The 18,247-nt window shown below is 61.4% G+C and carries 13 protein-coding genes and 1 pseudogene; 5 read left to right on the top strand and 9 right to left on the bottom strand.

What is annotated here, in order from left to right:
- Positions 1–64 precede the first annotated feature (64 nt).
- Both dut and bcor_RS02655 read right to left on the bottom strand, forming a co-directional pair.
- A complete protein-coding gene (gene dut, locus bcor_RS02660; protein WP_033497141.1) occupies positions 65–553 on the bottom strand; it encodes a dUTP diphosphatase in 489 nt (162 codons plus the stop codon).
- Positions 553–846 (bottom strand): DUF4193 domain-containing protein, encoded by a 294-nt coding sequence (locus bcor_RS02655; RefSeq protein WP_033490817.1) that lies wholly within the window; start codon positions 844–846, stop codon positions 553–555. Before bcor_RS02655 ends, dut begins: the two co-directional genes overlap by 1 nt.
- A gap of 152 nt (positions 847–998) precedes the next feature.
- Between bcor_RS02655 and sepH the strand changes: the two genes are divergently transcribed.
- Positions 999–2,273 carry a septation protein SepH gene (gene sepH / locus bcor_RS07220; protein ID WP_051875623.1) on the top strand — a complete coding sequence of 425 codons (1,275 nt, stop codon included), beginning with the start codon at positions 999–1,001 and terminating at the stop codon, positions 2,271–2,273.
- 63 nt (positions 2,274–2,336) lie between these two features.
- Here sepH and bcor_RS02645 read toward each other — a convergent pair whose 3' ends face one another.
- Positions 2,337–3,560, bottom strand: a complete 1,224-nt coding sequence (locus bcor_RS02645) for an alkaline phosphatase family protein (RefSeq protein WP_033497143.1) — start codon at positions 3,558–3,560, stop codon at positions 2,337–2,339.
- Positions 3,561–3,680: 120 nt separating this feature from the next.
- On the opposite strand from bcor_RS02645, the gene bcor_RS02640 reads away from it, so the two are divergent.
- Positions 3,681–6,299: a DNA gyrase/topoisomerase IV subunit A gene (locus tag bcor_RS02640; protein ID WP_033497145.1), complete on the top strand. Its 2,619-nt coding sequence runs from the start codon at positions 3,681–3,683 to the stop codon at positions 6,297–6,299.
- A gap of 227 nt (positions 6,300–6,526) precedes the next feature.
- Here the strand turns inward: bcor_RS02640 and bcor_RS02635 are convergent, their stop codons facing one another.
- From bcor_RS02635 to bcor_RS02625, 3 genes are all read right to left on the bottom strand, one after another.
- Positions 6,527–8,959, bottom strand: a complete 2,433-nt coding sequence (locus bcor_RS02635) for a DNA gyrase/topoisomerase IV subunit B (RefSeq protein WP_033497147.1) — start codon at positions 8,957–8,959, stop codon at positions 6,527–6,529.
- A gap of 147 nt (positions 8,960–9,106) precedes the next feature.
- Positions 9,107–10,702 (bottom strand): RNA polymerase sigma factor, encoded by a 1,596-nt coding sequence (locus bcor_RS02630; RefSeq protein WP_033497149.1) that lies wholly within the window; start codon positions 10,700–10,702, stop codon positions 9,107–9,109.
- Between the two features lie 112 nt (positions 10,703–10,814).
- Entirely contained in the window at positions 10,815–11,513 is a 699-nt protein-coding gene (locus bcor_RS02625) for a hypothetical protein (protein WP_051875622.1), read from the bottom strand.
- Between the two features lie 207 nt (positions 11,514–11,720).
- Here bcor_RS02625 and bcor_RS02620 point away from each other — a divergent pair, with 207 nt between their 5' ends.
- Positions 11,721–12,932, top strand: a complete 1,212-nt coding sequence (locus bcor_RS02620; protein WP_158332622.1) for a polyprenyl synthetase family protein — start codon at positions 11,721–11,723, stop codon at positions 12,930–12,932.
- Between the two features lie 49 nt (positions 12,933–12,981).
- Positions 12,982–15,231 (top strand): Stk1 family PASTA domain-containing Ser/Thr kinase, encoded by a 2,250-nt coding sequence (locus bcor_RS02615; protein WP_033497427.1) that lies wholly within the window; start codon positions 12,982–12,984, stop codon positions 15,229–15,231.
- Positions 15,232–15,268: 37 nt separating this feature from the next.
- Here the strand turns inward: bcor_RS02615 and bcor_RS02610 are convergent, their stop codons facing one another.
- Positions 15,269–15,958, bottom strand: a complete 690-nt coding sequence (locus bcor_RS02610) for a lysophospholipid acyltransferase family protein (RefSeq protein ID WP_033497151.1) — start codon at positions 15,956–15,958, stop codon at positions 15,269–15,271.
- A 48-nt stretch (positions 15,959–16,006) separates the two neighbouring features.
- On the opposite strand from bcor_RS02610, the gene bcor_RS02605 reads away from it, so the two are divergent.
- On the top strand, positions 16,007–16,552 hold the full coding sequence (locus tag bcor_RS02605) for a hypothetical protein (protein WP_051875620.1): 546 nt from the start codon (positions 16,007–16,009) through the stop codon (positions 16,550–16,552).
- Between the two features lie 22 nt (positions 16,553–16,574).
- Here the strand turns inward: bcor_RS02605 and trpD are convergent, their stop codons facing one another.
- Together trpD and bcor_RS07770 are read right to left on the bottom strand one after the other, a co-directional pair.
- The gene (trpD, locus tag bcor_RS02600) at positions 16,575–17,648 is read right to left on the bottom strand and encodes an anthranilate phosphoribosyltransferase (protein ID WP_033497153.1); all 1,074 of its coding nucleotides are present in this window, start codon (positions 17,646–17,648) and stop codon (positions 16,575–16,577) included.
- A gap of 229 nt (positions 17,649–17,877) precedes the next feature.
- Positions 17,878–18,063: pseudogene (locus tag bcor_RS07770) on the bottom strand (SEC-C metal-binding domain-containing protein); the annotation flags it as partial.
- Positions 18,064–18,247 lie beyond the last annotated feature (184 nt).

Raw genomic sequence — 18,247 nt, 5'->3', positions numbered from 1 at the left:
CGATAATGCACCAATCCTACACGCTTCAGGCGTGCCGGCCCCAACCGTGTCTACAGTCCCCGGGTCAGACTCCTGTGGAGCCGAATCCCTGCGTGGAGCGGGCCGAACCCGGCAGACGAGTCGCCGGCACGAACCGGGCCTGCACATAGCGCTGGATGACCAGCTGGGCAATCCTGTCACCCGGTTGGAAGCGGACCGTATGCTCGGGGTCCAGGTTGATCAGCGGAACCTTGATTTCACCACGGTATCCGGCATCGATGGTCCCCGGTGCATTGAGAACGGTGACACCCTGCTTGACGGCAAGGCCCGAACGCGGATGGACCAGGCCGACGTATCCGGCCGGGAGGGCCAGGGATATGCCGGTCGGCACCAGAGCGCGACTGAATGGTGCCAGCTCCACAGCCTCGCGGGTTCGCAGATCGGCCCCGGCATCACCCTCCAAGGCGTAGACCAGGGGGACGGACTCCTCCGTCCCCTCACCGTCAGGACCACCTACGGTCTTGATGAGGACCTCAATGGTTTCAGGTTCGTTGTACGCCTCATCCCAGGCCATCAGGCGGCGCACTCCTTGCAGACAGGCTGCCCGTCAGGAGTGGTGTAGGCCAACTGGCTACGGTGCTTGACCAGGAAGCAGCTCGAGCAGATGAACTCATCACCCTGCATGGGAATGACCGTAACCGATGAATCCTCGTTGCTCAGGTCCGCTCCAGGAAGTTCGTAGTCCTCAGCAATGGCGTTCTCGTCATCATCCAGGTCCGCCCCCGCGTCCTGGCTGGTCTTGCCGAGTTCCTGCAGGGATTCCTCATCTTCGTCCTTGTCACGGGGGGAATCGTAATCCTGTGCCATCATTACCCTTTCATTATTCATCCGGCCCTGTTCACCGATGAAGCGTATACGACATGTACTGCGCATAGGATACACGATTTCAAAAGCACGTAAAATACAAGCCATAGGGCACAATGGAATAAACCATGACAATCGAAGAGATAGGGGCATGAATGTCTGAGAATGGGATCAGGATGGCCCGCTTTGACCACGTAAGTGAGAAGGGCGAGCTGGTCTTTGTCTGCGACCATCGGCACTTTGCCGTGCCGGTCGATGATGCGCTTGATCATGCCATTCTCGAGGCCAAGCAGGTCAAGGAAGAGGAGGAAGGCGCACCCCGTCCTCAGGCATCCACGCCCCTGCCGGTCTCCTCTATTCAGGCTGCGGTCAGGGCCGGTGCCCGCCCCGCGAACGTAGCCCAGCAATTCGCTGTGAACGAAGCCATCGTTCGGCGTTTCGCGGCCCCTGTCGAAACAGAGAAGAAATACGCCATAGAACAGTTCCTGACCATGCAGGCCCCCAAGGGTTCCGCCGGACACACCAATCAGGACCTGATCGCCAAGGTGCTCAGGCAGGCAGACGCAAGCATGAAGGACCTGACCTGGGAGGCCACACGCCGGGGGTACGAACCCTGGATGATAAGCGGGGTCATCCAGCTCGACAAGCTGATCATCAACGCCCAGTGGTCCTGGAACATGCGCGACAACACGGTCACCTGCCTCAACGATGCCGCACGGACCCTGCTTGACCAGTCCAGCCTTACCGACCTCCTCGGCAACATGTCCTCACCGACGCAAACACAGCAGGCAGACCCCGAACAGGTTCCGGAGACCGAGCCGATTCAGCCTCAGCCTGAGATGACGGGGCCTCTGCAGGATTCCTTCGGAACGGAACAAGCCCTCCCGATTCAAAACACCGCTCCGATCGAGAACCCGATTCCGGTCGATAACCCCGTTACCAGCACTCCAATGACTGCCGCTGAAGCGATCGACAATGGGCCTCTGCCGACCGAGACGCACGAAAGTAAGTCCGCGTCCGGCAACGATGACCGACACTCCGCCCTCACCGCCTGGCTTTACGGGAAACCCTCCAAGGAGAAGGCCAAACCACGAGAGACCCCACGGCTTGAGAACACCCCCCAGGGGCTGGACGACGAAACCAAACACTCGTTAGGCCAACCCGCAGCGTCCGTCCCTCTCCAGGAGCCGATGGATGATGATGCGGCCACAAGGATTATGCCGACCCAGGAACCAGTCGCACCTCAATTCGCCGAAGCCGACACACCACAGCAGACGGAAGAGACCCAGGTCCTTCCCCGGCAAAACCAGATGCACCAGGTATCCAGGGAGCCGGAAGCACAGCCGAACCAGCAGGCAAGGGTGAGTCAGCGCAAGCACTCGGGACGTTCGGCCGTACCCAGCTGGGATGAGATTCTCTTCGGCGACTGATTCCGGCTGGGAAGAACTCCAGCCCCCAGGGCAATGATCCGGGCGGGCTGGAGACCCGGAGTGTCAGACCAGATCGATCAGGCAGGGAATCCGGGTCTCCAGAACCGTCGAAGATCCATGCACACCCGGCAAGCGCGTTGCTGCATCGATTTGGATCCTTGAATCCACCAGGGTCACGCGGTCATGGGCCAGAACCAGGAGGTCACCGATCATCGGCCTGACCCGATTATCGACCTCCCCGAAGAGTCCGGCACCAATGGCCTCCTCTCTGGTCATGACCGTGGCCAGGTCGCCAAGTCTGGTCCTCCATCGCTCTGCTATGGCTTCCGGGGCCACGTCTTTCCGGGCATACAGCATGACGGCTCTGGGCTCCCCGCCGACCAGCTCCACCCCCTCGTTCAGCACCGGTTCACAGGCGATGTCGATTCGCTGGGCAGGGTCGGCCGCGACCATGCCGTGGTCTGCCACGATCACGATCAGGGTGCCTTTGGGCAGACTTCGATGCAGGAGGGCCAGAAGGGCATCAGCGCTCTCCAAGGCCGCGATCCACTCCGGCGTGTCCCAGCCGTGATGATGCCCAACCTTGTCAACGTCACGAATGTAGAGGTAGGTCAGACCTGGTTCGCGAGCGGCCTTGGCCGTATCCAGAACACGCTGATGGGAGTGGTTTGCCGATTGGTAAACACTCCCCCGTAATGCCGCCCTGGTCAAGGCGGAATCACGGAATCGGGGAAGACCGCAGGAGGTCACCCTGACATCCTGGGCCACCAGCTGCTCGAACACCGTCGGCTGCCGTTGCAGGTCGAGTGGGTCGAGGGCATCCCGGAACTGAATCATCTGACTGATCAGACCGTTCTCAGGATTGAGCTGGGTGTAACCCGTCATTCCGGTCAGCCCCGGGCAGGTACCCGTGCCGAAGACGCCCATGGCGGCAACCGTGGTCGAGGGCAGGCAGGTGGTCAAGGGGCGCTGGTTCAGGGGTTCATTCAAAAGCGAGCGCAGATAAGGCACATGCCCAGCCCGGGTGGCCAGGTTCCAAAAGCCCAGTCCATCCACCAGCACCACCACGGCAGAGTCAGCATCCGGCAGATTGAGCGCCGCCTGGACACCCTCCGGCGAAGGATGGACGGGAGTCGCAATGGGATGCCCTATGGCCGAGCTCACCGCAGGCAGAACAGAAGAGAGATGCCGGGCCCCGCCGACTTTCCCTGTATCGTCCTGGTCCCCATATTGCAACGGCATGGTGGGGTGCAGCAGTTCCTTCATCTCCGGTACGTCCAGGCCCATGAGCCTCATTCAACCACGCTTTGCCGATATTCAGAGCGCCGCTCGATCCGTCGGAACCTGTTTTGGCGGACCATCCGGTTATCATGGGGCGGAACGTCAGGAAGCAGGAGAGCAGACAGCATGGCAAGGCAACGCAGGAGCAAGGCTGCCGGGTACGACCCCCGGGAGGTCAAGGAAAACATAGTCGAGACCCCTCTGAACGAGGAGATGAGCAAGTCCTTCCTGGAGTATGCCTACTCCGTCATCTACGCCAGGGCCCTCCCCGACGCCCGCGACGGCCTCAAGCCGGTGCAGCGCAGGATCATCTATCAAATGGGGCAGATGAACCTGACCCCTGACCGGCCCTACATGAAGTCCGCCCGTGCCGTGGGCGAGGTCATGGGCAAGCTCCACCCCCATGGCGACTCCTCCATCTACGAGGCCATGGTCCGTCTGGCCCAGCCCTTCGCCATGCGTCTGCCCCTGGTTGATGGTCATGGCAACTTCGGATCGCTGGATGATGGTCCGGCCGCCTCCCGATACACCGAAGCACGCCTGGCCCCGGCCGCACTGGGCATGAACGCCGACATTGACCAGGACACCGTCGACTTCAGCCCCAACTACGACAACAAGCTGAAGGAACCGGTTGTCCTCCCCTCGGCCATACCCAACCTCCTGGTCAACGGGGCCTCCGGCATAGCCGTGGGCATGGCCACCAATATGGTCACCCACAACCTGGGCGAGGTCGTGGCGGCCGCCAAGTACCTGATGGGTCACCCAGACGCCGGCCTTGATGATCTGATGCGTTATGTCCCCGGTCCCGACCTTCCCGGCGGGGGTGTCATAGTAGGACGCGACGGGATTCGCCAGGCCTATGCCAAGGGCCGCGGCGCCTTCGTGACCCGATCGGTGACCCACGTTGAAAACGTCACCGCCCGGAAGAAGGCCATCGTCGTCACGGAACTCCCCTTCATGGTCGGCCCTGAACGTGTCCTGGAACGGATCGGCGAAGGGGTCAAGAACCACAAGCTGGAGGGGATTTCCAGCGCCATCGATCTGACCGACCGCCACAACGGCACCCGTATCGTCATCGAGATCAAGACAGGGTTCGACCCGGGCAAGGTCCTGGGCAAGCTCTTCAAATACACACCGCTTGAGGATTCGTTCACCATCAACAACGTGGCCCTGGTGAACGGGCGGCCCCACACCATGGGGCTCAAGGAGCTTCTTGAGGTCTGGATCGAACATCGACGTACGGTAATCAGACGGCGCAGCGAATTCCGCAAGACCAAGGCCAAGGAACGCCTCCACCTGGTCGAGGGCATGCTCCTGGCTCTGGTCGACATCGACGAGGTCATCCAGGTCATCCGCACCTCAGAAAACGCCGATGAAGCCAAAAACCGGCTCATGGCGGTATTCGACCTGGATCAGATCCAGGCCCAGTACATCCTCGACCTTCGTCTGCGCCGCCTGACCAGGATGAGCCGGATTGAGCTGGAAAGCGAGAGGGACGACCTGCGCCGCCAGCTGGATGAACTGGAAGGCATCCTCTCATCAAGCGCCGCCCTGGACAGGGTGGTGATTGATGAGATGGACAAGGCCGTTGAGGAGTGGGGCAGCCCCCGGCGGACCGTGATCCTGGACCAGGAGCCTTCGGGCGAGTTGGCCCCGGTCACCGCCCAGGAGGATGAGGAGAGCGCCCAGAGACTGGCCAAGGCCACCAGGGCCCTTGCTGCGGCAGGAGAACCCGGCAAGAGTGGTACCGGAGCAGGTGCCGACCTCCAGCTTGAGGACCAGCCCTGTACCGTCATGATGAGCGCGACCGGTCTTCTGGCCCGGAGCACGGCTGGTGCCCTGGATGTCTGGAAGGGCAGGAGCAACGCGGACGGACGGGCGGCCGATGATCAGATACTCTCCATCTTCCCCACCACGACCCTTTCCTCCTACGGACTGATCACCTCCGCCGGCCGTCTGGTCACGGCCCAGGTGGCAGACCTCCCCCTGATACCGGCCACAGCCAGTCTCAGCCTGACAGGGGGTGTCCACGGGAGCGAGCTCCTGAACGGGACCCAGAGTACCGACCCCCTACCCGGGGAGGAGGCCATAACGGTCGTCGACCTCAAGGACACTACTCCCCTGGCCATCGGAACCAGGAACGGCATCGTGAAGCGGTGGAACCGTGAGGCGCCGACAACCATGGACTCCTGGCCCATCATTGATCTGAAGGATGGCGACGAGGTGGTCTTCGCCTCTCCTTGCGCAGACAAGGACCGACTGGTCTTCATCGCTTCCGATGCCAGCCTCCTCACCTTCCCAGCCGAGAAGGTCCGCCCACAGGGACGTAACGCCGGAGGCATGGCGGGAATCAGGCTGAACGAGGGATGTCGGGTCACCACATTCGCCGTAGTACCGGTCGGTGGACTGGCCTGGACCTACGAGGAGACGGATACCGGCCTGACCTCCCAGTCCGGTGCCGTGGTCCTGACCGTGGCCGGTGATTCCGAGGCCCTGCCGGGGACCGAGAACGGTGCCGCCAAAGTGACACCCCTGGAGATGTACCCCATCAAGGGACGAGGCACCGGCGGAGTGCGTTCCCAACGCTTCCTGAAGGGGCAGGACACCCTCCTGACGGCATTTGTGGGTTCCTGGCCGCTTCGAGCCTCCACGGCCGCTGGCACCCCCGTAGAACTCCCCGAAGTGGATATGCGCAGGGATGCCTCCGGTCAGGAACTGGCCGCACCCATTGCCTACGTGGCCTGAAAGCAGATCCGATTGTGTGAGGCTCCGGGTGGGAAGGTCCTGTTCCGGTAACACCGACTCTCCCGCCCGGGCCTGAACGGGCGAGTCCCCTAAGGCACGAGCGCATATCGGCCGCCTTGGTGCAGGAGGCATCCCGACGCCTGTGAACAGGAGCACCTGAGATGAATCGGGGGTAAACGCCCCCATAGACGTTTACCCTCGAACCGAACCGCCGGAATCAGAACCGATCAGGTATCGATCTTGCTCCGATCAAAGTCATCGGCATTGTCCACGATGAACTGCTTGCGTGGCGGCACGTCATCACCCATGAGCAGTGGGAATATGCCGGAAGCCCTCTCGGCGTCCTCCATACGGATTCTGCGGAGCATCCTGGTCCTGGGGTCCATGGTGGTGTCGGCCAGCTGGTCGGCATCCATCTCACCCAGACCCTTGTAGCGCTGCACATCGGGGTTGTAATCGATATGCTGCCTACGCAGGTCGGCCAGCTTCCCCTCCAGTTCATCGTCCGAATAGGTGTAGATGAACTCACCCTTGCGCTTGCCCGCCAGGGCGATTCTATGGAGGGGCGGCACGGCGGCGTATACATGACCGTACTCGATCAGCGGCCGCATGTACCGGTAGAAAAGGGTCAGCAGGAGGATGCGGATATGGGCACCGTCAACATCCGCATCAGTCATCATGATGACCTTGTTGTACCTGGACTGGTTGATATCGAAACTGGCTCCGGACCCGGCCCCGACCACCTGGATGATGGAGGCACACTCCTTGTTGGTCAGCATCTGGGAGAGCGAAGCCTTCTGGACGTTGAGAATCTTCCCCCTGATGGGCAGAAGGGCCTGGAACATGGAGTTCCTGGCCGCTTTGGCCGTACCCAGGGCGGAATCGCCCTCCACGATGAAGAGCTCGGCGATATCGTCGTTGCCCGGCATGGAATCCGAGAGTTTCGATGGCATCGAGGCGGATTCCAAGGCGTTCTTGCGCCGGGTGACCTCCTTGGTCTTTCTTGCCTGAATGCGGGCATGCATCTCGCCCACGATCTTTTCGAGGACCCGGCCCGACTGCTCCTTGAATCCCCGCCTTGAGCCGGTAATCATCTCACCGAACTGATCATCCGTCATTCGGGTCACCAGTGGCTTGACCTGCGCCGTTCCCAGGACGTCCTTGGTCTGACCCTGGAACTGGGGTTCGGAGATGCGAACCGTGACCACAGCCACCAACCCGGCCAGGACATCGTCACGTTCGATCTTGCTGTGGGAGTCCTTCAGGTTCACCTTGAGCTTACGGGCGTTGGTCTCGACGGCCTTGCGAACCTGGCGGGTCATGGCGTTGAGGAACCCATCCACGTGCATGCCGCCGCCGGGCGTGGCCACCACATTGACGAAACTGCGAATGACCGAGTCGTAGTCATTGACCCAGCGCAGGGCTATATCCACCCCGCAGGTTCGTTCCACCTGCTCGGCATGGAGCTCCCCGTCAGGACCTACCTTCTGGGTCTCTTCCTGGTAGGTGGACTCGCCGGAGATGTGCCAGACATCACTGACGGGCTCCCCCTTGGAAAGGAAGTCAACGAAGTCCTTGACCCCGCCCGTATGGAGGAACTCCTCCACGCGCCGGTGACCGGCCGATTCCATCGGCTCCAGCATGGCCTGGTCAGCCTGCTCGGTGGGGCCAATCTCCGCCCCGGCCTGCTCGGTCTCCCCTGCCTCGGCAGTCTTGGAAACCTCTACATCGGCCTCATCCTCTTCGTCATCACCAGGTAGAGCGGCATCGGAGAGTTCTGATTCCAGATTCAGCGAAGCCGCCGAATCGGATAGGAACCCAGCTGCCGAATCCGTGGTCTCGTCAGCGGATGGACCCGACTCGGAGGACACGGACTCGGAGGAACCCCTGTCAATCTCCTGCATGAGGTCCTGGTCCGGATCGCCTGTTTCCGGCACCTGCTCATCTATGACGGTTATCTTCAGACCGGGAACCAGGAAGCTGGTCTGCCTGGCCCTGTCTATCAACTGCTCATAAGAGAAGCGGGCCGTGGTATTGAAAATCTCGGGATCGGCCCAGTACCTGACCCTGGTACCGGTCTTGCGCTTGGAAACGCTTCCCACAACCTCCAGGGGGGTGGGCTTGTTCTTTCTGGTCCGCTTGAAGGGGGAATCCGGTGAGGGATGCTCAGGGTCGGCATCCTGGTAGACACCGGGATGACCCTGGTGGAACTGCATCCGATGGGTCTTGCCATCCCTGTCGACCTCAACATCCAGGCGGGAACTCAGCGCGTTGACCACGGACGAACCGACACCGTGCAGACCACCTGCAGCGTTGTATGAGGCGTTGCCGAACTTGGCACCCGCATGGAGCTTGGTAAGGACCACCTCGACACCGCTCAGGCCTGTCTTGGGCTCAATGTCGACAGGAATGCCCCGGCCGTTGTCCGCCACCTCGATGGAGCCATCCTGGTGGAGAGTGACCGTGATCTCTGTGCAGGCCCCGGCCAGAGCCTCATCGACGGAGTTGTCGATGATCTCCCAGAGGCAATGCATGAGCCCCTGGCTGTCGGTGGTTCCGATATACATACCTGGACGCTTGCGCACCGCGTCCAGACCTTCCAGAACCGTCAGACTATTGGCACCGTATGCACTGCCCGTCTCAGCCTTGCTGCCAGCCATTTTCCTCGCTGTCCACCTTCGAAACCGTGGGCGGCTCCCGCAGACCGGACCGGATTCCTCCGAGCCGACCCCAGTAGCCTGCCCTCACCTACCGTCAACCTTTTCTAGCAAGGGACCCCCGACAGTGCCGGGCTCCCCCGCTTGGCCTCACTGGTCCAGGAAGTCGCGCAGGGTCTGCGACCGTGAGGGGTGACGCAGTTTGGACATGGTCTTGGACTCGATCTGACGGATGCGCTCACGTGTAACCCCGTAAACCCTGCCGATGTCATCCAGTGTCTTGGGCTGCCCGTCCTCCAGGCCGTACCGCATCTTTATGACGCCGGCCTCTCTGGGGCTCAGGGTCTCCAGAACCTGCTTGAACTGCTCCTGGAGAAGGGAGAAGGCCACGGCATCCGAGGGAGCGATGGCGTCCGTATCCTCAATCAGGTCCCCGAACTCGGAATCACCATCTTCGCCCAGCGGGGTGTGGAGGGAGATGGGTTCGCGACCATACTTCTGGACCTCCTGTACCTTCTCGACAGGCATATCCAGTTCCCTGGCCAGCTCGTCAGGGGTGGGTTCGCGTCCCAGGTCCTGGAGCATCTGACGCTGAACGCGGGAGAGCTTGTTGATGACCTCGACCATGTGAACAGGAACACGGATGGTGCGGGCCTGGTCAGCCATGGCCCTGGTGATGGCCTGGCGAATCCACCAGGTGGCGTAGGTCGAGAACTTGTAGCCCTTGGTGTAGTCGAACTTCTCCACGGCTCGAATCAGACCCAGGTTGCCTTCCTGAATCAGGTCCAGGAAGAGCATGCCACGGCCGGTGTAGCGCTTTGCCAGGGAGACGACCAGGCGGAGGTTGGCCTCCAGGAGGTGATCCTTGGCCTTCTTCCCGTCGTTGGCGGCCCACTTGAGCTCACGCCGACGCTTGAAGTCCATTCCCTCATCATCGGTATCCAGCAGGTGCTGGGCATAGAGACCAGCCTCGATGCGTTCGGAGAGGTCCACCTCCTGCTCAGCGTTCAGCAAACTGACCCGGCCAATCTGCTTCAGGTAGTCCTTCACCGGATCCGCAGTGGCACCTGCAGTGACCACGCGACGTTTGGGATTGCCGGAGGGGGTGACGCTCTCGTCATCCTCGGAATCGTCTACAACGAAGGCCCCTTTGACCTTGGCGGCCAACTCGTGGGCGGCCTTTCGATCCTCCTCGGCCTCCTCGCTTACTTCGCGGGCCTCGTGCTCTTCCTCGTCGTCACTGCCGGGCTCGTCTTCCAACTGGTCCTGGTCCTTATCCAGTTCGTCGGACTCGGGGGTACCGTTCTCATCGATGTCCGTGACATCGAATTCGTCCTCGCCGGTCTGGTCCTCCAGGATTGCGTCGTCAACAGGCTTATTATCCGTCGTCTTACCGGCCTTGGTCGAGGTACTCTTACCGCTTGTTTTCTTGGTGGTCCCGGTCTTGGCTGCTGATTTTTTGGCAGAGGACTTCCTGGCTCCGGTCGACTTGGACTTCCCCGTTGATGAACCCTCTACGGACTCCTTCTCAGCAGTGGCTCCGCTCTTGTTGGAAGAGGCCTTGGCGGCGGCGGTCTTCTTCGCGGCGGACTTCTTGGTCGGCGTTGCCGTCTTGCCCTTGGCCCGGGTACCAGTCTTGGCCTTGTCACCCTTTTGGCTCCGGTCCTTACCGGAAGTCGAGGGGGTCTTGGCCTCCTCGGCGTCCACCTCGGCTGTCTTGACTGACTTGGTGTCCTTAGTGGCCAAATTATCCTCCTGCGGTATACCCACCTTGCGAACCGCCCTTTGGGCACAGTTATGGCAAGGTCAAATCTTTACTCATTAAGTGAACCATCTCAGGGGGACGATTATTCCCGATTCAGCCGAATTCCTTCCAAGCCGGCAGAATCGAGTGAACTGTCAGGTTGAGCACGATGGCCGCCAGACTGCACTGGGCATCATCGGCAAGGGCCTCCTCCGCCTTGGCAGCAGCCCCATCACCACCCATCCACCAGAGGGTATAGGCGGCCACCGCATGGGATTGGGCCTTATGCCCCAGGCGCATGATCCCCGCCATGCGGTCCAGCAGGGCCAGTCCCGCCCTGCACCGGGGAAGGTCCGGATGTGAATCGCCATCCTTGAATGCCGAGTCGAGGATATCGCAGAGCAGGGTGACGTTGTCGGCCTCGTGGGGATGTACACACAGGTCCAGGAGTCTGGGACAGTCCAGATTGCCCTTTCCGTATATCAAGGAAACAATCAACCCGTCACGGATGGGCAGGGTTTCACCAATCAGGACCGCCAGGACCGCCATCTGAGCCAGGGACATGCACCGATCCGAAGTCGGGGCTTCCGCCTGTTTCCCCTGGCCGCCACATTCTGACTCTCCGGCTTGTTCCAAGGCCTGAGACCAGGCACTGAGCGGGGACTGCAACCATGCCTTATCGGCTTCCGCAACCCCCGACTCCCGCCTGTCCGCCCGGTACTTCTCCAGGATCGACTCCTCCTGGGAGGCCGTCAGAGTCCCATCAGCCCCCATGACCTCGAACCGCGCCCCGTCTTGATTGAACCCTGTCATTCCCGGTACCTCCCGACCTGTTGATCTGCTGGTGGCACACGGGAGAACGACCGGAACCACCCGAACCACTTGGCTTCGTGACACAAGCCTGTCATCGATGTCCCATGAGGCACATGCCTCACAGACGGTGTGGTCGAATGTGGGCACACCCCATCTGCCCTGAGAAGAGCCTGACCCATGGGGACGTCTGTGGATAGGCTTATATCCATGGAAACCCTCACACCTGAGACCATCGAACAGCGGATGAGCGAACTGGTCGAGGCCTGTCGGCAGGACCACCTCGGCGAGCCGGAAACGGGCACAGACGGCATCCCGGCCCCGCTACAGGCCTTGAATGCCGTGTGGGACGAGGCCGGCCGGGCCGGCCGGGGCGGCAAACGACTGAGGGCACTCCTGCTCTGGGACACCTATTGGGCGATCGGAGCAGGCGAAGAGAACACCGACCAGGCAGTCATCGATCTGGCCTGCGCGCTGGAGGTCTACCAGACCAGTGCCCTGGTCCATGACGACATCATCGACAACTCCCCCCTTCGCCGCGGCAAACCGTCCTCCCATATGGTCCTGTCGAACCTGACAGGCCCCGAGGAGAACCCTGAACGAACAGACCTCGGAAATCCGATGCGTCAGGACCACCTCGGTGCCGGTCGAAGTTCAGAAGCGACAGCAGCCAGGGGGCGTGGGCTGGGCATCCTTCTGGGAGACCTGCTGTCCACCTCCAGCTCCGATCTGGTCTCCAGGGCGTCCGCCTCCCTCCCATCGGGCGAGAGCATCCTCCGGACCTTCTTCGGCATGCAGACCGCTGTGGAAACCGGGCAGGTCCTCGATATGGGCATGGAAATCATGCCCTTAGATGATCCCGAACAGCTGCGTCGTGAGGCATTCAGGACCATGGGATGGAAAACAGCCTCCTATACGACCATGGCACCCCTTGCCCTGGGACTGATGGCAGGCGGCATCGACCCGGACCGCACCCGTGCCCTGGCCTATGATCTCGGCCTCCATCTCGGTCTCCTCTTCCAGTTGCGAGACGACCTCCTCGATGTGGAGGGCCGCAGCGGTCAGACCGGCAAACCCCAGGGAGGGGACATCCTGGAGGGGAAGCGGACCGTACTCCTTGCCGATACCCTCTCAATGGCCTCTCAGGATGAGGCCGAAAGGCTCAGGGCGGCCTACAGGGCACCCCAACGCACACCGGATCAGGTGGCATGGGTCCGACGCCTGATGGAGACCAGCGGGGCTGTGGAGAAAAGCCGGAACCGTATGGATCGTCTGACCAGTTCGGTCTATGAGGAAATAGCCAACCTGTGCCGAGAGTTGTCACTGGATGACAGGCAGGGCTCCATCATCGAGCGGGCCTGCCGCCGTTTCATGCCCGATGCCGCGACTCCCGGGTATCATAGGCATGGAATTGACGGATAAGGAGGCCGAACCAGCCTCCCCAGCGACCAGAAGGCCATACGATACCAGCATGAGTGAAGCGGAAGATACGACCAGGGACCGAATCATCGACGGCCGCTACCGCATCCTGCGCAAGGTGGCGGAGGGTGGAATGGCCACGGTCTACGAGGCCCTGGATGAACGGCTGAACCGCCATGTGGCCGTCAAGGTCATGCATACGCAGTTGGCCCAGGGCCCACACCGCGCCCAGTTCGAGGAACGGTTCCGCCGCGAGGCCCAGTCGGCCGCGGCAATCGCCAACCCCCATATCGTCCAGGTCTACGACACCGGGCTTTTCGAGGGACTGGACTACCTGGTCATGGAGTATGTGCACGGCATCAGCCTGCGCCAGGAGATGGGCCGTCAGGTGACCTTCAACCTGCGGGAGACCATGCGTATCCTGGGTGAGATCCTCGATGGCCTCTCCTCGGCGCATCAGGCCGGAGTGGTCCATCGCGACATAAAGCCGGAGAACATCCTCCTCAACGACCGGGGCCACGTGGAAATCACGGACTTCGGCCTGGCACGGGCCGCCTCACAGGCCACCCTTTCCTCAACCGGCATGCTCCTAGGAACAGCCGCATATCTGGCCCCCGAAACCATCGAGAACAACCAGGCCACCCCCCAGGGCGATCTCTATGCAGTCGGAATCATGGCCTATGAGATGCTGACAGGCACGGTCCCATTCGCCAGCCAGAACCCCGTCACCATCGTCTTCAAGCACGTCCATGAGGATGTCCCCGCCTTGTCAAAGGTCTGCCCAGGCATTGACCCGGCCGTTTCCGACATGGTCACCCGTCTGACAAGTCGCTCCATCGCGGGAAGGCCCAAGGATGCCACCCAGGCCCTGCAGGAATTGAATCAGGTCCAACATGGGCTGAGCATGCAGGCGCTTCAGTTCATCATGCCCGCCCCCCGTGCTCCAGAGGCGACAAACAGCACCAACGGGGTCCAGCAGACATCGGACGCGACTGCCGACGGGTCTTCCCTACCTCAGTCCGATAAACATGACGCCACCACCGATATGGACCAGCCGGTCTCCCCCGCCCCGCCAGTGCCGGCGCCCCCGCAAACGCCCGGACGGGATGGAACCGACAGGGCGACTTCAGCGGAGACCCGCAGGTACATCCTGAACGATGTCAACCCCGAACAGACCCAGGTCATGTCGTCCCCAGCCACGAACCCGTCGGAGACCACCCGAATCGGCTCTGATCCCCTGGCACCAGGCCTCCAGAGCGATGCAGGACTGCCGGCAGAGGCCCAAGGCGAGGAGCAGCTCCCCTCAGGGTCGGGCAGCAGGAAAAAGGGGAAGCGGGCACTGATCATCGCACTCATCGTCATCCTCGTCCTTGCCCTGGCAGGGGGCGGAGGCGGTTCCTGGTGGTACTTCATGGGGCCCGGCAGCTATCACACCCTCCCCAAGCCTGATGATATTTCCTGCGCTGAAAACCAGGCCTGCAAGGTCATTGGTGCAGATTTCGCCAAGTACTCCCGCACTCTCAAGGTCGCCGGCATTGAGATGGAATCTGCTTATGACTTCAGCGATTCTGTGGCCAAAGGCGCCATCATGGCAGCGGATCCTGACACGGTGGGATCCCGCATCAGCAAGAGGATGGGTCGAGTCAAACTGACCGTCTCCAAGGGCGTCCGTGAGGCCACGGTGCCGGAAAACCTCCTCACAGCAGACACCGCCGAAGGCAAGGACCCATTGCAGGCCCTGAAAACAGCTGGGTTCAGTCGGATAGACCATGACCAGTCCAAGGATCAGTACTCGATGGACATACCCGAGGGAGCGGCGATTTCAGTGGACCCCGCCCCGGGAACCAGGACCCGCCACGACACCCAGGTCACCCTGGTTCTGTCCAAGGGGAAGATGCCGGTGGCCATGCCCGACATCGTCGGCAAGTCAAGAGAAGAAGCCAAGGCTGCCCTGGAGGCCCTTCGACTCACCGTCAACTACCGTGAGGACTGGTCGGACAAAGTGCCCCGCAACCGGGTGGTATCCGCCTCCCATCAGGCCCAGGAACAACTCCACTGGGGGGACACGGTCGACGTGGTGGTGTCCAAGGGACCGCAGGCCATCTCCATGCCTGATGTCAAAGGAAAAAGCCAGGACGAGGCCACCAGGATTCTGGAAGGCTACGGGCTCAAGGTCAACATCTCCGCACCCCTGGGCAACCTGACCCATACCGTGCGAATCCAGGACCCTGAACCAGGCAGTCAGGTCAAGGTGGTCAATGATGATGGCTCACCGGCAGTGGTGACCCTGACCGTGGTCTGATGACCTGCCCGCAGGCATCCTTCGGCAGACCGGAACGTCAGTCGAGCTCCTTCTTCGCCTGATGCGCCTTGATGACCTGGGCATATACATCCACATACCGCTGCCCGCTCATCTCCTGAATCTCCTGCATGATCCGATCGGTCAGGTTACGGACCTCTTCATGGGTGAGACTGTTGACGGGAGTGTAGGGCACGGGAATGGGCTTGCCGAAGATGACCTTTGTCCTGCCCCGGTGAGGAAACACACGACCAGGCTCCTGAAGTTCCCTGGTACCTATGATGGCTGCGGGAACCACGGTCGTCCCGGTCTCGAAAGCGAGACGCGCCACCCCGGTGTGCCCCCTGTACAGCCGACCGTCAGGGCTGCGCGTACCCTCCGGGTGAATACCAAAGATATGCCCGTGCTCAAGGATGGAACGCGCGGTTTCCATGGCTCCCAGCGATTTGGAACCACCCGACCTGTCAACGGGGAACACCCCGACCGAGCTGAACCACCACTTCTTGAATCTGCCCTTGAATCCCTTACCGTTGAAATACTCGGCCTTGCCCATGAAGTGAATCATCCTCGGGCAGGTGATGGGCAGGAGGGCATCGTCGATTACGGCCAGGTGGTTGGAGGCGATGATCACGGCCCCATCCTTGGGAATGTTCCCCGCACCTTCGACGGTCGGTCCGAACCAGGTACGGGCCAACGGACCAAGCAGTTTGACGAAGAACCAATACAGCACAAGGCCTCCTTGGTAGCGGATGCGTTCCGCCGAGGTTACGATGGTTACATGACCGAGCACAAGAATAACAACGCCGGGGAACAGTATAACAGCGATGAGGGAACCGGGTCCGCACAGGAGAATGGGGAGTGGGAGCACTTCCTGAACTCGCATGCAGACGAGTTGAATTCACTGGAGTCATCCAGGACGGCAAGGAAGTTCGAGAAAAAGGCTCGGAAGTCCGAGAAGAAGGCGGCTCTGAAGGCAGAGGATCTCAGGCAGGGCTCTTTTGTCGGCGGCGCCGGTCCACGCGATTTCCAAGGTAGGAGCTGGCTCGACACCGATGAGGTCATGGACGGGTCGTCGACCTTCACCCCGCCCGATCCCGATCTGAGCGACCTCGGCAGAAGCAGAATCGTTTACCTCATCATGACCGTTTTGGGCCTGGTCTGCTTTTTCCTGACCTTACTCATTCCCGGATGGTCCCGACTGACAGGCATCCTGGCTGGCCTACTTCTGTTGATCGGAATCTCTGGACTCATCATCGACAGGAAGAGCTTCCGTCAGTCCTCAAGCGGCCTCTTCGATGACGACGAACGTCTGTACCGGCGTTGAGGGCAAAGACCCTTCACGCACATCAGTCCTGCTCGTAGTGGGACCTTGCCGCCCGGGCCCCTTCCACCCAGGACGCAAGCAGGCTGGCGGCCCTGCCCTGGTCCACAGCCTCCTCTGCCAGGTGATAGGCCTGGGCAAAGCGGGAGGTCAGATCGGCCCCGGGGCCCATGTTGATTAATGATCCGTCCGCCACGATGGCGGATGCCGCATTGAGCAGGGCCGTGGAACGTGAGGGAACCGGCTTTCCTGCAAGGAAGTCCCTGACAGCGCCGGCGTTGAAGGCGGGATCACCGCCGCGCAGGTCATTGATATCAACGGGGTCGATTCCCAATTCACGAGTCGGATCGAAGGTCCTCTCCTCCACCTGTCCCCGGCGAATCTCCCAGATGGAGACCGGACCGGTCGGGGCCATCTCATCAAGACCTTCCGCCGATGTGTAGACCATCCCCTCCTGCCCCCGAGATGCATAGACCTGGGCCATCATGGGGCTGAGTTGGCGTTGGGCGCAGCCGATGGCCACATGGCTTGGCTGGGCCGGATTGGTCAGGGGGCCAAGCAGGTTGAAAACGGTCGGAATGCCCAGAGCCGAGCGGACTGGGCCCACAAAGCGCATGGCGGGATGGAAGGTCTTGGCAAAGGCGAAGGTGATGCCGAACCGATCAGCCATATCGGCCACATCACGTGGCTTCAGGTCCAACGGGAGACCAAGCTGCTCCAGGCAGTCGGCTGTACCACTCTTGCTGGAAGCGGCCCTGTTCCCGTGCTTGACGATCCTGACCCCTGCCGCGGCGGCGACGATGGCGCCCATGGTCGACAGGTTGACCGTTGCCGCCCCATCGCCGCCCGTACCGACAATGTCAGTCACGTCACCACTGACCTTCAGAGGCACCGCATGCCCCACCATGGCCCTGGCCGCCCCTTCAACCTCCTGGCTGGTCAACCCCAAAGCCGACTGCATGGACAGGACTGCACCCACCTGAACCGGGTCGGCGTTCCCATCCATCAGGTCGTTCATGTACCACTCGGTCTCATCCGCGCTCAGGTGTCGTCCGGACACCAGCGAGTTCAGGATGGATTTCCAGGTAAGTGGCCGCATGATGACTCTTTCCTTTGATCTGGGGCGTGAAGCATCCCTGTTTGCTCCAGGTTTACTCCCCCGTCCTCACTCCCGTGCAGGACCGTCCCGAATGATGGTCACCCCACGACCGGCATATGGAAAACGGCCACCGCCCTTATGGGCGATGGCCGCCAATCAAACCAGGAGCCCACGGAGGATTCCCGATTCGACCACAGGTCCTGAATTCAGTAACAGTACCTAGGGCACGTCACATTTCGTTCTGTCCGTGGCACATCTTGTATTTACGACCCGAACCACATGGGCAGGGGGCGTTCTTGGAGGTACCGGGGAAGGTCCTGCCGTCCGACCAGGGAGAGTGCTCCTCCTCGGCCTTGGGACGCTTGTTGACAGGGACCTTGCCATCGGCATGGCTCAGAGGCTCCGGACCAACCACGGCAGACCCTCGTTCGTCCTGGTCGGACAGATCCTCATTGCCGGACTTCTGACCGTCCACCTCGTCGATTTCCGCATCCTCATCCGCGGTATCGGGATCCTGAGGGGCCGTATAGCTGACCTCCTCGGAAGCGTCCTCCTCGGCATCCTGATCAGTCAGGTCTTCACCTTCCTGTTCGGATTCC

The sequence above is a fragment of the Bifidobacterium coryneforme genome (assembly GCF_000737865.1).
In the GTDB taxonomy this organism is placed as follows: domain Bacteria; phylum Actinomycetota; class Actinomycetes; order Actinomycetales; family Bifidobacteriaceae; genus Bombiscardovia; species Bombiscardovia coryneformis.
This window is presented reverse-complemented; position numbering and strand designations above follow the sequence as displayed.

Bases quoted from the DNA above. Each gene is read 5' to 3' on its own strand.
- dut (WP_033497141.1), bottom strand. From the start codon at position 553: ATGGCCTGGGATGAGGCGTACAACGAACCTGAAACCATTGAGGTCCTC.
- bcor_RS02655 (WP_033490817.1), bottom strand. From the start codon at position 846: ATGGCACAGGATTACGATTCCCCCCGTGACAAGGACGAAGATGAGGAA.
- sepH (WP_051875623.1), top strand. From the start codon at position 999: ATGTCTGAGAATGGGATCAGGATGGCCCGCTTTGACCACGTAAGTGAG.
- bcor_RS02645 (WP_033497143.1), bottom strand. From the start codon at position 3,560: ATGGGCCTGGACGTACCGGAGATGAAGGAACTGCTGCACCCCACCATG.
- bcor_RS02640 (WP_033497145.1), top strand. From the start codon at position 3,681: ATGGCAAGGCAACGCAGGAGCAAGGCTGCCGGGTACGACCCCCGGGAG.
- bcor_RS02635 (WP_033497147.1), bottom strand. From the start codon at position 8,959: ATGGCTGGCAGCAAGGCTGAGACGGGCAGTGCATACGGTGCCAATAGT.
- bcor_RS02625 (WP_051875622.1), bottom strand. From the start codon at position 11,513: ATGACAGGGTTCAATCAAGACGGGGCGCGGTTCGAGGTCATGGGGGCT.
- bcor_RS02620 (WP_158332622.1), top strand. From the start codon at position 11,721: ATGGAAACCCTCACACCTGAGACCATCGAACAGCGGATGAGCGAACTG.
- bcor_RS02615 (WP_033497427.1), top strand. From the start codon at position 12,982: ATGAGTGAAGCGGAAGATACGACCAGGGACCGAATCATCGACGGCCGC.
- bcor_RS02605 (WP_051875620.1), top strand. From the start codon at position 16,007: ATGACCGAGCACAAGAATAACAACGCCGGGGAACAGTATAACAGCGAT.
- trpD (WP_033497153.1), bottom strand. From the start codon at position 17,648: ATGCGGCCACTTACCTGGAAATCCATCCTGAACTCGCTGGTGTCCGGA.